The organism is Kribbella sp. NPDC051770 (assembly GCF_040681455.1).
Classification (GTDB): Bacteria; Actinomycetota; Actinomycetes; order Propionibacteriales; family Kribbellaceae; genus Kribbella.
In genome coordinates, this window is the sequence record NZ_JBFAYT010000005.1 from 99,944 (window position 1) to 113,056 (window position 13,113).

15 protein-coding genes are annotated in these 13,113 nt (G+C 71.2%); 4 read left to right on the forward strand and 11 right to left on the reverse strand.

From position 1 onward, the window contains the following. Positions 1-148: 148 nt before the first annotated feature. Both rpsO and AB0M01_RS18270 read right to left on the reverse strand, forming a co-directional pair. The gene (rpsO, locus tag AB0M01_RS18265) at positions 149-421 is read right to left on the reverse strand and encodes a 30S ribosomal protein S15 (protein WP_012920573.1); all 273 of its coding nucleotides are present in this window, start codon (positions 419-421) and stop codon (positions 149-151) included. Positions 422-542: 121 nt separating this feature from the next. Then, the gene (locus tag AB0M01_RS18270) at positions 543-1,520 is read right to left on the reverse strand and encodes a bifunctional riboflavin kinase/FAD synthetase (RefSeq protein ID WP_363670789.1); all 978 of its coding nucleotides are present in this window, start codon (positions 1,518-1,520) and stop codon (positions 543-545) included. A gap of 117 nt (positions 1,521-1,637) precedes the next feature. Between AB0M01_RS18270 and AB0M01_RS18275 the strand changes: the two genes are divergently transcribed. Further along, the gene (locus AB0M01_RS18275) at positions 1,638-2,681 is read left to right on the forward strand and encodes an SGNH/GDSL hydrolase family protein (RefSeq protein ID WP_363670791.1); all 1,044 of its coding nucleotides are present in this window, start codon (positions 1,638-1,640) and stop codon (positions 2,679-2,681) included. Positions 2,682-2,749: 68 nt separating this feature from the next. Here AB0M01_RS18275 and AB0M01_RS18280 read toward each other — a convergent pair whose 3' ends face one another. The 3 genes from AB0M01_RS18280 to AB0M01_RS18290 are packed head-to-tail and all read right to left on the reverse strand — an operon-like array spanning position 2,750 to position 4,665. Beyond that, positions 2,750-3,634, reverse strand: coding sequence for an NAD-dependent protein deacetylase (locus tag AB0M01_RS18280; protein WP_363670793.1), 885 nt, complete (start codon positions 3,632-3,634; stop codon positions 2,750-2,752). Between the two features lie 9 nt (positions 3,635-3,643). Beyond that, positions 3,644-4,261, reverse strand: a complete 618-nt coding sequence (locus AB0M01_RS18285; RefSeq protein ID WP_363670796.1) for a transcriptional regulator — start codon at positions 4,259-4,261, stop codon at positions 3,644-3,646. Then, positions 4,258-4,665 carry a hypothetical protein gene (locus AB0M01_RS18290; RefSeq protein ID WP_363670798.1) on the reverse strand — a complete coding sequence of 136 codons (408 nt, stop codon included), beginning with the start codon at positions 4,663-4,665 and terminating at the stop codon, positions 4,258-4,260. Before AB0M01_RS18290 ends, AB0M01_RS18285 begins: the two co-directional genes overlap by 4 nt. Before the next feature lie 56 nt (positions 4,666-4,721). Between AB0M01_RS18290 and AB0M01_RS18295 the strand changes: the two genes are divergently transcribed. Beyond that, positions 4,722-5,057 (forward strand): PEP-utilizing enzyme, encoded by a 336-nt coding sequence (locus AB0M01_RS18295; RefSeq protein WP_363670800.1) that lies wholly within the window; start codon positions 4,722-4,724, stop codon positions 5,055-5,057. Here the strand turns inward: AB0M01_RS18295 and truB are convergent. The 6 genes from truB to rimP all read right to left on the reverse strand — a co-directional run bounded on the left by truB (position 5,054) and on the right by rimP (position 11,804). After that, entirely contained in the window at positions 5,054-5,956 is a 903-nt protein-coding gene (gene truB / locus AB0M01_RS18300) for a tRNA pseudouridine(55) synthase TruB (protein WP_363670802.1), read from the reverse strand. The genes AB0M01_RS18295 and truB overlap by 4 nt on opposite strands. Next, positions 5,940-6,374, reverse strand: a complete 435-nt coding sequence (gene rbfA / locus AB0M01_RS18305) for a 30S ribosome-binding factor RbfA (RefSeq protein WP_363670804.1) — start codon at positions 6,372-6,374, stop codon at positions 5,940-5,942. The genes truB and rbfA overlap by 17 nt, the downstream gene beginning before the upstream one ends. 118 nt (positions 6,375-6,492) lie before the next feature. Beyond that, positions 6,493-9,762: a translation initiation factor IF-2 gene (gene infB, locus AB0M01_RS18310; RefSeq protein WP_363670806.1), complete on the reverse strand. Its 3,270-nt coding sequence runs from the start codon at positions 9,760-9,762 to the stop codon at positions 6,493-6,495. Positions 9,763-9,940: 178 nt separating this feature from the next. Beyond that, on the reverse strand, positions 9,941-10,219 hold the full coding sequence (locus AB0M01_RS18315) for a YlxR family protein (RefSeq protein WP_363670807.1): 279 nt from the start codon (positions 10,217-10,219) through the stop codon (positions 9,941-9,943). 44 nt (positions 10,220-10,263) lie between these two features. Beyond that, positions 10,264-11,256: a transcription termination factor NusA gene (gene nusA / locus AB0M01_RS18320; RefSeq protein ID WP_363670809.1), complete on the reverse strand. Its 993-nt coding sequence runs from the start codon at positions 11,254-11,256 to the stop codon at positions 10,264-10,266. Beyond that, positions 11,256-11,804, reverse strand: coding sequence for a ribosome maturation factor RimP (gene rimP / locus AB0M01_RS18325; protein WP_363670811.1), 549 nt, complete (start codon positions 11,802-11,804; stop codon positions 11,256-11,258). Before rimP ends, nusA begins: the two co-directional genes overlap by 1 nt. Before the next feature lie 133 nt (positions 11,805-11,937). Here rimP and AB0M01_RS18330 point away from each other — a divergent pair, with 133 nt between their 5' ends. Both AB0M01_RS18330 and AB0M01_RS18335 read left to right on the forward strand, forming a co-directional pair. After that, positions 11,938-12,489 (forward strand): cell division protein FtsK, encoded by a 552-nt coding sequence (locus tag AB0M01_RS18330; protein ID WP_363670813.1) that lies wholly within the window; start codon positions 11,938-11,940, stop codon positions 12,487-12,489. Continuing rightward, on the forward strand, positions 12,486-12,896 hold the full coding sequence (locus AB0M01_RS18335) for a ferritin-like domain-containing protein (RefSeq protein WP_363670814.1): 411 nt from the start codon (positions 12,486-12,488) through the stop codon (positions 12,894-12,896). The genes AB0M01_RS18330 and AB0M01_RS18335 overlap by 4 nt, the downstream gene beginning before the upstream one ends. The last annotated feature ends 217 nt before the right edge of the window (positions 12,897-13,113 follow it).

Genomic DNA, 13,113 nt, shown 5'->3' on the forward strand with positions numbered 1-13,113 from the left:
AAGGCCACTACCGAGGACCGGTCGTCGTCCCGGTACGCGGGTCGCGTCGTCTCGTTGTCGTTTAGCTGTTCAGTTGTGCCGGGCCCGGGTCCCGGGCACGGATACGCGAGAAGCGGCCACCGGAGTGCGGTGGCCGCTTCTCACGACGTCATCGGCGCAGACCGAGCCGCTCGATCAGGGAGCGGTAACGGTTGATGTCCTTCTTCGCCAGGTAGTTCAGCAGCCGGCGGCGCTGACCGACCAGGAGGAGCAGACCACGACGGCTGTGGTGGTCGTGCTTGTGCTCCTTCAGGTGCTCGGTCAGGTCGGCGATGCGGTGCGTGAGCAGCGCGACCTGGACCTCGGGGGAACCGGTGTCGCCCTCGGTCAGGGCGTACTCGCCGATGATCTTCTTCTTCGCCTCAGGATTGGCAGACGACACTATTGATCCTCTCGATGTCCGTTGCGCGGCGCACCGGGGCTTTTGTCACCCGGGCACTCTCGATCCGCGGCCGTTCAGACGGCAGCGCCCAGAGTATCAGCCTGTGGACAACGGGTGCGAATCAGCCCTGCTCCGGGGTGTCACCGCTGAGCAGCTGCCGGGCCTGGTCGACGTCGGTCTTCATCTGCACCAGCAGCGCCTCGATGGTGTCGAAGCGGATCTGCGAGCCGCGCAGCCGGGCCACGAAGTCGACCGCGATCCGCGACCCGTACAGCTCCAGGTCGTCGCGGTCGAGCACGTAGGACTCCACCCGCCGGTCGATCCCGTCGAAGGTCGGGTTGCTGCCGACGCTGATCGCGGCCGGGAAGGGCTGCTCGTACGCCGGGGCGCCGGGCGCCGGGTCGAGCACCCGCAGCCAACCGGCGTACACGCCGTCGAGCGGGATCGCGTAGCCGGCCTCGGCCGGGATGTTCGCCGTCGGGTAGCCGAGCTCGCGGCCGCGCTTGTCGCCCTCGACCACGGTGCCGGTGACGCGCAGCGGGCGGCCGAGCGCGACCGCGGCCTGCTCGACGTCACCGGCCGCGATCAGCCCGCGGATGTACGTCGACGACCACGGCTGCTCGTCACCGCGCAGCTGCAGCCCCTCGACCTCGAACCCGGCGGTCGCGCCGGCCTCGACCAGGGTGTCGACGTGCCCGGCGGCCTTGTGGCCGAAGCGGAAGTTCTCGCCGACCACGACCGCCCTGACGTGCAGCGTCCCGACCAGGACCCGGTCGATGAACTCCTGCGGCGACCAGTTCGACGTCTCCTTGTCGAACGGCAGGATCAGCACCGCGTCGGCCCCCGCGGCGCCGAGCAGCTTGGCCCGCTCCTCGGGGTCGCTGATCGTCGCGGGCGCCTTGTCGGGCCGCAGCACCGCCATCGGGTGCGGGTTGAAGGTCAGGGCGACCACCGGCAGCCCACCGAGCCGCTCGGCCCGCGCTCGCGCGTGCGCCAGCACCTCCTGGTGGCCGCGGTGCACGCCGTCGAAGTTGCCGATGGTGACGACCGACGGACCGTAGTCAGGGCCCACCTCGTCCAAACCGTGCCAGACACGCATAGGCGCAAGGATTCCACGAATCCCCGCGGGCCGTTGCACCAGGTCCCCGGTCACCCCTTGTAATCGCCCCGTCACTCAACTTACTGTGGGCCGCACTGTCCCTTCCCCGGAGGTCACGTGAAGCATTTCCGTGCAGTCGCCGCGTTCACCGCGCTGGCCACCCTCGGCGCGCTGTCCGTCACCGGACCCGCCGAGGCCGCCGCCCCGGACCGGCCGCCGGCCCCGCCGAAGGCGGCGTACACCAAGTACGTCGCGCTCGGTGACTCCTACACCTCCGCTCCCTTGGTCCCGCTGCCGGAGCTGCTCTCGCTGGGCTGCCTGCGCTCGACCAGCAACTACCCGAAGCTGCTCGCCGGGATGCTGCACATCTGGAACGTCACCGACGTCAGCTGCGGCGGCGCCGACACCACGAACATGACCCAGTCGCAGAGCACCCCGCTCGGCGTCGCGGCCCCGCAGTTCAACGCGCTGACCAAGGACACCGATCTGGTCACGCTCGGGATCGGCGGCAACGACTTCGGCGTCTTCGGCCGGATCATCGACACCTGCCCCAAGCTGCGTGACAGCGACAGCAAGGGCGCGCCCTGCAAGGCCCACTTCACCGTCGACGGCGTCGACACCCTGAAGGCCGACATCGCCAAGACCCAGGGCCGGATCACCGAGGTCGCCAAGGCGATCAAGGTGAAGTCGCCGAAGGCCACCGTGGTCCTGATCGGGTACCCGAAGATCGCGCCGGAGAAGGGCACCTGCCCCGACATCCTGCCGTTCGCCGACGGCGACTACGGCTACCTGTACTCGATCGAGCAGGAGCTGAACAAGGCCGTCGCGAACGCGGCGAAGGCGGCCGGCGCGCAGTACCTGGACACCTTCGGGCCGTCCACCGGGCACGACGCCTGCGCTCCCGACGGCCAGGCCTGGATCCAGGGCAAGGACGTGAACCTGCTCCGCGCCTTCAACTACCACCCGCGGTTCGAGGGTCAGGCCGGCGTCGCGTCGCTGACCTACAAGAAGCTGTCCGGCGCACCGCAGACGGTGAGCGCGGACGAACAGGCCGGGTTCGCGCGGCAGGCGCGCGAGCTGAGCAGCAAGGCCGCGAAGACCAGCCTGCCGGAGGGCTACCAGGCCCACCTGAACCGCCTACGGACCGGCGCGCAACGCTGACCCTTTCCAATCCGTACGGCGGACGCCGGGCCGGCTCACTTCACGCGTGAGCCGGCCCGGCGCTTTGTTCAGCCCAGCGCGTTGGTCAGCTCGGTCAGCGCCGCGCCCAGCGGCAGGTCCACGCGGTGCGTCGCGAGCGGGTCTCCCCTGGTGATGCCGTGGTTGATGATCAGCACCGGCTTGCCCGCCTTCGCGGCGTACCGGACGAAACGGAAACCGGACATCACGGTCAGGGACGAGCCCAGGACCAGCATCGACTCGGCCGCGTCGATCAGCTGGTAGCACCGGTCGACCCGCGGCTTCGGCACGTTCTCCCCGAAGAACACCACGTCCGGCTTCAGCAGCGCCGAGCCGCAGTTGCGGCACGGCACCAGCCGGAACTCGCGGACCGTCTCCTCCGGCAGGTCGACGTCGCCGTCGGGGTTGATCCGCAGCGCCTCACCCTCGAAGTCCGGGTTCGCCGCGCGGAACCGCCGGTCCAGCTCCTCGCGCGGGCTGGTGTCGCCGCAGTCCAGGCAGATCACGCGGTCCAGGTTCCCGTGCAGCTCGATCACGTCGCGGGCGCCGGCGGCCTGGTGCAGGCCGTCCACGTTCTGGGTGATCACACCGCTCACGTACCCGCGCGCCTGCAGGGTCGCGACCGCCTGGTGCCCGGCGTTCGGGTCGGCGCGGGCGATGGTCCGCCAGCCGAGGTGGCTGCGCGCCCAGTACCGCTGGCGGCCCGCCTCGCTGCCGACGAAGTCGCCGTACGTCATCGGGGTGTGCGTCCGCAGGCTCCCGCTCGCTCCCCGGTAGTCCGGGATGCCGGACTCGGTCGAGAGCCCCGCGCCGGACAGGACGACGACTCCCCCGGACGCGACCGCGTCGATCACCGGCGCGAGGTCCGCCGTACCGGGGGCGAGCGCGAGCACCTCAGGACCGGGAGTCCAGCTCAACGTAGGTCGGGAACGCACAGCTCCAGCCTACTGACCGCGTTCGACCCCGAGGGTCGCGATCAGGTCCTCGTGCAGCTCGAACCAGACCGTGTGGCAGGAGTCCTTGCCGCTGCCGTCGACCCAGGTGGGGTCGCGCGGGACCTTGCCGAGCGCCGCCGCGAACCGCAGGTCGTACCCACCCATCCGATCCAGTACGCCGGACAACCGCTGCACCAGCTCATCCAGCCGCAGGCTGAGCGCCGTCAGCGCCTTCACCACGCGCGCGTCCCACGCCGGGTCGGTGTGGTCGTTGAACGCCATCGGGTCGTCCTCGGACGGCCGCAGCTGCCACTCCGTACAGGCTTGCTGGAGGCGCGCGTTGAGCGGCAGGAACTCCTGGTAGACCTCGCGCAGCACACCTGCGTCGCCGCGCTCGGCGGCGAGCTGCCGCTCGTTCTCCACCCGCCCGGCAGGTGTGAGCGACCAGCCCCGCGTTCCGGCGAACTCGCTCCAGGACACCCAGCCGTAGGCCTGGTAGTCCAGCAGCAGCTCACTCACCGTCGCCTGGTCGAGCAGGAACCGAGCCGCCACGGCTTTGTCGTCGGCCATCCCCTTCAGCCGTACGGCGTGCAGCACCAGCAGCTCCTGCGTGGAAGCGCGGCTCATGAGCGCGCTCCCCCGGGTCCGCCGTCCGCCGGCGGCTGCTCCTCGGTCGGCTTGTCCGTGCGGCTCAGCAGCCGGTCCAGCCGCTGCTGCGACGCCTGCGGCGAGTTCAGCCCGAGCGCCTGCGCCATCTGCGCCCACGTCAACCCCAGCCCGCGCGCCGCGAACAACAACCCGGTCTCCAGCTGATCGATCTCCGCCCGCGCCGCCGGCAACAGCTGCAGCGCGGCCAGCGCCGCCTCCTTCTCGTCGCCCTTCCACAGGAAGAACTGGATCAGGTCGACAGCCGACGGCGGAATCGGCGCAGGCTGCCAGGGCCGCCGGTCGAGCCCGTCCGCGCCGCGGTCGAGCAGCGTCTGCCGGGCCAGCGTCTCCCGCCCGGCCTGCTCGTGATCGTTGCTTTGCACTCCCGAACGGTCCATCATCAACAGATCGTTGTCAACATTCTGTTGAAAGGATGCCCATGCTGAGAGGCACCCCAGGCAGCGCCGGTACGGCGACCGGCCCGGCCCGGATCGTCCACGGCCCCGACGACTTCCACCGGGTCCGCCGCGGCGACGTGCTGATCTGCCGCTTCACCGACCCGGCCTGGACGCCGCTGTTCAGCGTCGTCGCGGCGGTGGTCACCGAGGTCGGCGGCCGCCTCTCGCACGCGGCAATCGTGGCACGCGAGCAACACATCCCCGCGGTACTGGGCGTCGCCGCCGCGACGACCGAGCTCACCGACGGCGAACGAACCACTGTCGACGGCACGGCCGGAACGGTCAGCCGGCCCGCGAGCACCGCGACAAGCAGCTAGCCGACGAACACTGCGCTCGGCTTGGCCAGCGGCCCCTGCGCGCTGTACAGCGCCAGGAACGTCCCGTCCGGCGCGAACATCGCCGTCTCCCCCGCCGACAGCTTCAACCCGGCCAACGGTCGCCCGGTCCGGATCGCCGCCTCTTGCTCAGCATCCGCGTCGAACCGCGGGAACGTCTCCGCCGCCACATCAGCGATCGGCAGCAGCGCGAACTGCTCCCCGAGCTCCTCCAGCGTGTGGGCCGCCGTCAGCCCGAACCCACCGACCCGCGTCCGCCGCAGCGCCGTCAGATGCCCCCCGACGCCCAGCCGAGCGCCGAGGTCCCGAGCGAGCGCCCGGATGTACGTCCCGCTGGAACAGTCCACCGAGATGTCCACCTCGACGCCCTGCTCGCCCCGGCGGACCGCCAGTACGTCGTACCGGCTGATCGTGACGCTGCGCGGCTTGAGCTCGATCTCCTCGCCGGCCCGGACCCGCTCGTACGCGCGCTTGCCGTCGACCTTGATCGCCGACACCTTCGACGGGATCTGCGAGATCTCGCCCCGGAAGGCCGGCAGCTCAGCCTCGATCGCCGCCTCGGTCACCGCCGCGAGCGCCTCGGGCGAGGCCTGCGTGAGCAGCTCGCCCTCGGCGTCGTCGGTCGTGGTGGTGGCGCCGAGCAGCATCGTCGCGTCGTACGACTTGTCGGCGAGCTGCAGGTGACCGAGCAGCCGGGTCGCCCGGTTCACCCCGACCACCAGGACGCCGGTGGCCATCGGGTCGAGCGTTCCGGCGTGCCCGACCTTGCGGGTGCCGGCCAGCCGCCGGACCCGCGCGACCACGGTGTGCGAGGTCAGCCCGGCCGGCTTGTCGACGACAACGATGCCGTCGGCAACGATCGGTTCACTCGTCGTCGTCATCGTCCTCGCGGCGCTTGTACGGGTCGGCCTCACCGGCCGGCTTGGCCCCCGCGGCGGCCTTGGCCACCTCGGCGTCGGCCTCGCGGGCTTTGGCCAGCAGCTCCTCGATCTGGCCGGCCGTCTCCGGGACGGCGTCCAGGTAGAACGCGACGCTCGGCGCCCGGCGCAGACCGAGCGCCTTGCCGACCTCGCTGCGGATCAGCCCGCGGGCCGACTCCAGCGCGGCCGCCGTCGAGGCCCGCTCCTGCTCGTCGCCGTACACCGTGTAGAAGACGCTGGCCTCACCGAGGTCGGCGGTCAGCTTGGCATCCGTCACGGTCACGAAGCCCAGCCGCGGGTCCTTGACCCGGCGCTCGAGCAGTTCCGCGACCAGGACCTGGATCCGGTCGGCCAGCTGCTTCGCCCTTGCTTCACCCATCCGGGCTCACTCCCTCATTCATGCGTAACGTCCGGAGCGGCGACGCGTGGCCGCCGCTCCGGACGTTACTCCGCGAGCCGTCCGCCGGGACCGATGGATCCCGGCGGACCGCTCAGTGTCAGTTGCGCGGCTTCTCGCGCAGCTCGAACGACTCGACGATGTCGCCGATCTTGATGTCGTTGAAGTTGTTCACCGTCAGACCGCACTCGAAGCCCTCGCGGACCTCGGACGCGTCGTCCTTGAACCTCTTCAGCGACGACAGCTCGCCGTTGTCGACGATCACCGCACCGTCGCGGATCAACCGCATCTTGGCGTTGCGGCGGACCAGCCCACTGGTCACCCAGCAACCGGCGATGTTTCCGACCTTCGAGGAGCGGAAGATCTCGCGGATCTCCGCCTGGCCGAGCACGACCTCCTCGTAGATCGGCTTCAGCATGCCCTTCAGGGCCGCCTCGATGTCGTCGATCGCGGAGTAGATCACCGAGTAGTACCGGATGTCGACACCCTCGCGCTCGGCCACGTCGCCGGCCTTGCCGGCCGGCCGCACGTTGAAGCCGATGATGACCGCGTTCGAGGCCATCGCCAGGTTGACGTCGTTCTCGTTGATCGCGCCGACGCCGCGGTCGATCACCCGGAGGTTGACCTCGTCGTCGATCTCGATCCGGACCAGCGCGTCTTCCAGCGCCTCGACCGAACCGGACACGTCGCCCTTCAGGATGAGCAGCAGTTCCTGCGTCTCGCCCTTCTCCATCGAGGCCATGAAGTCCTCGAGGGTACGACGCGCGCGCCGCTTCGCGTTGGCCGCGGCACGAGCCCGGGCTTCCCGCTTCTCGGCGATCTGGCGAGCCATCCGGTCGTCGTCGACGACCAGGAACTTGTCGCCGGCGCCCGGGACCGCGGTCAGACCGAGGACCAGGACCGGACGCGACGGCGTGGCCTCTTCGACCGGGTCGCCGTGCTCGTCCAGCATCGCCCGCACGCGTCCGTACGCCGGACCCGCGACCATCGAGTCGCCGACCCGCAGCGTTCCGCGCTGCACCAGCACGGTCGCCACCGGACCACGGCCCTTGTCGAGGTTCGCCTCGATCGCGATGCCCTGGGCCGGCATGTTCGGGTTGGCCCGCAGGTCGAGCGCCGCGTCCGCGGTCAGCACGACACTCTCGAGCAGCCCGTCGATGTTGATCCGGGACTTCGCCGAGACGTCGACGAACATCGTGTCGCCGCCGTACTCCTCGGGGACCAGGCCGTACTCGGTCAGCTGACCGCGCACCTTGGTCGGGTCCGCCGCCGGGACGTCGATCTTGTTGACCGCGACCACGATCGGCACACCGGCCGCGCGGGCGTGGTTCAGCGCCTCGATCGTCTGCGGCATCACGCCGTCGTCGGCCGCGACCACCAGGATGACGATGTCGGTGGCCTGCGCACCACGGGCCCGCATGGCGGTGAACGCCTCGTGACCCGGGGTGTCGACGAAGGTGATCGCGCGCTGCACGCCGTCGACCTCGGTGGTCACCTGGTAGGCACCGATGTGCTGGGTGATGCCACCGGCTTCCTTGGCGACCACGTTGGCTTCGCGGACCGCGTCCAGCAGCTTGGTCTTACCGTGGTCGACGTGACCCATCACGGTCACCACCGGCGGCCGCTTGACCAGGTCGCCCTCGTCGCCCTCGTTGGTCCCGAAGTCGATGTCGAACGACTGCAGCAGCTCGCGGTCCTCGTCCTCCGGGGACACGATCTGCACGTCGTACTCGAGCTCGGTGCCGAGCAGCTGCAGGGTCTCCTCGTTGACCGACTGGGTCGCGGTCACCATCTCACCGAGGTGGAACAGCACCTGCACCAGCGACGCCGGGTCCGCGCCGACCTTCTCGGCGAAGTCCGTCAGCGAGGCACCGCGGGCGAGCTTGACGACCTCGCCGTTACCGTGCCGGACGCGGACGCCGCCGACGGCCGGAGCCTGCATGTTGTCGAACTCCTGGCGCTTCGCGCGCTTGGACTTGCGACCACGACGGGCCGGACCGCCCGGACGCCCGAAGGCACCCTGCGTCCCGCCCCGGCCCCGGTTGCCCGGGCCCGGACGACCGCCGCCACCACCGGGGGGACCGCTCGGGCCACCACCGGGACGGAAACCGCCGCCACCGCCACCGCCGCCACCGCGCGGACCGGCACCCGGTCCACCCGGACCGCCGCCACCGGGGCGGCCACGGCCACCGCCGCCGCCACCCGCCGGAGCGGACGGGCGACCGGTGAACGTTCCGGCCGAGGACTTCGGCATCATCGCCGGGTTCGGCCGGGGAGCACCCGGTACGCCGCCCGGACGCGGGCGGTCGTTACCGCCGCTGCGGGCCTGCGGCGGGCGCGGCGGCATGCCGGCCGGGCTCGCGCCCGCCGGTGCCTGCGAACCGCCACCGCCCTGACCCGGACGGGCGCCACCGCGCTGCATGCCCTGGGTCGAGCTGAACGGGTTGTTGCCCGGACGCGGAGCACCCGGACGGGGACCACCGGGGCCACCGGCCGCGGGTCCACCCGGACGACCGCCGCCGGGACGCGGAGCGCCACCCGGACGGGGGGCACCACCGGGACGCGGCGCGGAGCTCGAGCCACCCGGACGGGGAGCCGAACCCGGACGCGGACCGGCGCCCGGCGTACCGGGACGGGGGCCCGGACGGGAGTCCTCGGCCGGACGCGGCGCGCGCGCCGCCGGAGCCTCGGCCGCCGACTCCTGGGTCGGCTGACCGGCTGCCGCCTGACCGGCCGACGGCCGGCTGGTGGCTGCCTGCTCGGTCGACGCCACCGGCGCCGCGCTCGCGGCCGGAGCCTCGAACGCGGGAGCGGCCGAACCGCTGCCGGAGTCGTCCCGGCCGGCGGCCGGAGCGCTCTCGGTCCGCGGACCAGGCCGCGGGCCGGGGCGAGGACCAGGGCGAGCCGACGTGCCCGGAGCGGGCGCGGCGGCAGCGCTGTCGCCACCCGCACGGGCAGCAGGCGCGGCGGCCGGAGCCTCGGTCGCCGGGGCAGCCGGAGCTTCCGCCGCGGGGGCGGAGACCTCGGGAGCCTTCGGCGCGGCCGGGGCCGGAGCGGCCTCGGCGGCCGGCGCGGCAGCGCGCTCGGCGGGTGCCACGGGGGCAGGGGCTGCCTTCTTCGCGGCGGGCTCCGCCGGGGTGACCGGAGCGGTCGCCTGCGGCGCGGCGGACGTGCTGGCGGCGGCCTTCTTGGCCGCGCGCTTCTTCGGCGGGTTCTTCTCGAACTCCTCCGCCAACCTACGGACTACGGGTGCCTCGATCGTCGAAGACGCCGATCGGACGAACTCTCCCATGTCGTTCAGCCTGGTCAGGACGACCTTGCTGGTAACTCCGAGCTCTTTCGCGAGCTCGTAGACCCGGACCTTTGCCACTACTCTCCCTCTGGTCCGAGCCTGGGGCGCGGACCGTTAGTTGACGTACGTGCTCATCGCATTGCACTCATCGTTCGACACTCATCGAGTGGTCATGAGTCGATGACCCGCCTTCATGTCTTCACGGCAAGTCTTGCCGTGGGCGGCCGGGCGGCCGCACTTGGTGGTGCTCATTTTCTCACTGCTCCCCGACCTGTGCCCGCACGAGGGTCAGGTCAAGCGGTCCCGGGACCCGGAAGGCCCGTGGGAACGCCTTGCGCCGCTCGGCGAGGTCGAGGCACCCGGTCACCGGGTGCAAGTGCGCCCCACGGCCGGGTGCTCGATGCGCGGGGTCCGGGAGGACAAGTCCTCCGGACACCGTCATCCGCAGCAGACCGGTCGGACTGTCCCGCTTCCGGCACCCGATACAGGTGCGCTCCCGGAGCTTCTCAGGGCGCGCGTCTGCAGTTCTTGGCACAGTTCCTCAGGGTGTGGTTGCGACTCAGTCGACCGACCGAGAGATCAGTCTACCTTCTCGTCCCCACGAGTCACATCAGTATCCGGCCGGATGTCGATCCGCCACCCGGTCAGGCGGGCGGCCAGGCGGGCGTTCTGCCCCTCCTTGCCGATCGCCAGCGACAGCTGGTAGTCCGGTACGACGACCCGCGCGGCGCGCGCGGCGGCGTCCACGACCTCCACCGAGGAAACCTGCGCCGGCGAGAGCGCATTCCCGACGAAGGTCGCCGGGTCGTCGCTGTGGTCGATGATGTCGATCTTCTCACCGTGCAGCTCATGCATGATGTTGCGCACCCGCTGGCCCATCGGGCCGATGCAGGCCCCCTTGCCGTTCACCGACGGGTTCAGCGTCCGGACCGCGATCTTGGTCCGGTGGCCGGCCTCGCGGGCGATCGCGGTGATCTCGACGGTGCCGTCGGCGATCTCCGGCACCTCCAGCGCGAACAGCTTCTTGACCAGGTTCGGGTGCGTGCGCGAGACGGTGATCTGCGGACCCTTGAAGCCCTTGCGGACGCCGACCACGTAGACCCGAAGCCGCGAACCGTGCTCGTACTTCTCCCCCGGCACCTGCTCCGGCGCCGGCAGCACGGCCTCGATCTTGCCCAGGTCGACCATCACCGACCGCGGGTCGCGGCCCTGCTGGACGATGCCGGACACGATGTCGCCCTCCTTGCCGGAGAACTCGCCGTAGCGCACCTCGTCCTCGGCGTCGCGCAGCCGCTGCAGGATGACCTGCTTGGCGGTGGTGGCCGCGATCCGGCCGAAGTCGGCCGGGGTGTCGTCGTACTCGCGGACCAGGTTGCCCTCGTCGTCGAGCTCACGGGCCAGCACCGAGACGTGCCCGGTCTTGCGGTCCAGCTCCGCACGGGCGTGCTGCTGGGCGCCCTCGGTCCGGTGGTACGCGACCAGCAGGGCCTGCTCGATCGCCTCCACCACGACGTCGAAGGCGATGTCCTTCTCCCGCTCCAGCGAGCGCAGGACGGCCATGTCGATGTCCATCAGTTCTCCTCCACCGTGCCGTCAGCAGCGCCGGCGTCTTCGTCTTCGTGGTCTTCCAGGGCTACTTCGTCTTTGCCGGCCGGCCGGTTGAACTCGATCTGGACCTTGGCCTTGGCCACGTCGGCGAACGTCACCGTGCGGGTCCGGCCCTTCACGTCCAGCTCGGCGGTCTCCTCGGAGACCGTGCTGACCCGGCCGGTGAACTTGTCGCCGCTGACCAGCGTGACCGCGACCAGCCGGGTGAGGTTGCGCCGCCAGTGCCGCGGCTGCGTGAGCGGCCGGTCGACGCCGGGGCTGGAGACCTCCAGGGTGTACGCGCCGCCGCCGATGATGTCGTCGGCGTCCAGCGCCTTGGAGATCGCGCGGGTGACGTCGGCGACGTCGTCCAGGCTGATCCCGCCGTCGCGGTCGACCAGCACCCGCAGCAGCCGGCGCTTGCCGGCCGGGGTGATCTCGGCGTCCTCCAGGTCGCAGCCGAACTGCGCGACGATCGGCCGGAGGAAGTTCTCGAGGCTCGTGGTGTCCGTGTGGTCGGTCTTTCGGCTCACAGGTAAACCTGCCTCTCTCCAGTTGTGCACCCGTTGTGCCCCGATCCGCAGGGCAGTAGCCAACCTTATCCGGCCCGGGCGGTTGTCCTGACCAACGGCTCGACCGAGCTCACGAGCAGTTAGGGTTTCCGGCATGCCGCACGTCCCCTTTCTCCTGTCGCGCCGTGCTGCCCTGCGGACGGTCGCGGCAGTGGCGGGTGCCTCCGTTCTGGCCACTGGCTGCGACGACGACAAGCCCGCCACCGGTACGCCGGACGCCTCGAAGGGCCCGGACGGCGCGGTCCAGCCTCCTGCCCCCAGCACCGACCCGGCGGTCGTGGCCGCTCTGACGGTCGCGGCGACCCAGGTCGAGCAGCTGGCGCTGCGAGTCAGCGCCGCCGGTCAGGCCCTGCCCGCGCTGCGCGCCCAGCTGGCGCCGGCGGTCCAGAGCCACGCCGCGCACGTCGCCAAGCTCAAGGAGCTGGGCGACTTCGACCCGCCGCAGCCCGGCAAGCTCCCGGCGCTCCCGAAGACCACGACCGCCGTGCTGGCCGACCTGGCCGCGCGGGAGCAGCGACTGTCCGTCGCCCACGCCACCGCGGCCGGGAAGCTGAGCGGCGAAGCCGCCCGGGCGATGGCGATGATCGCCGCCTCCGAGAGCCAGCTGGCCGCCGTACTGACTCCGAAGAAGAAGGCCTCCGCGTGACCGAGCTCGAAGCCCTGCAGGCAGCGATCGCCGGGGAGCACGCGGCGCTGTACGGCGTCGGCGTGGCCGGCGGCAAGCTGTCCGGCGCCCGGTTCAGCGCGGCGACCACGCTGTACGAGCGGCACCGGTCCCGGCGCGACCAGCTGGCCGAGATGCTGATCGAGAGCGACCAGACCCCGGCCGCGGCCGAGCCGGCGTACGACCTGCCGGGCCCGGTCACCAACGCAGCGACCGCGGCAGCCCTCGTGCTCGGCATTGAGCGCCGGCTGGCGGCCGTCTACGGCGATTTGGTCGAGGCCGCCGAGCAGGACCGGACCCGGGTCTTCGCGATCCAGGCGCTGATCGCGAGCTCGCGCGAGCAGCTCAGCTGGGGCGGGAAGCCGGCGGCGTTCCCCGGCCAGGTCTAGGTCCGACCAGCTTCAACCAATTGATCGCTTTGCGTGCCTGAATCGGCACGGAATGCGGTCGGCGGATGTGCGTAACGAATGATTTCCGGTGCAGTTACGCCTTTTGGGGAATTCGTTGCGTACTCCCCTTTACTCCGAGCGTGACCTTCCCTATATTTCCGGTCACGGAGACTGGGGGGTCGCCGGGTTTCGCCCACGTCGTACGCCGCCGCGTGCT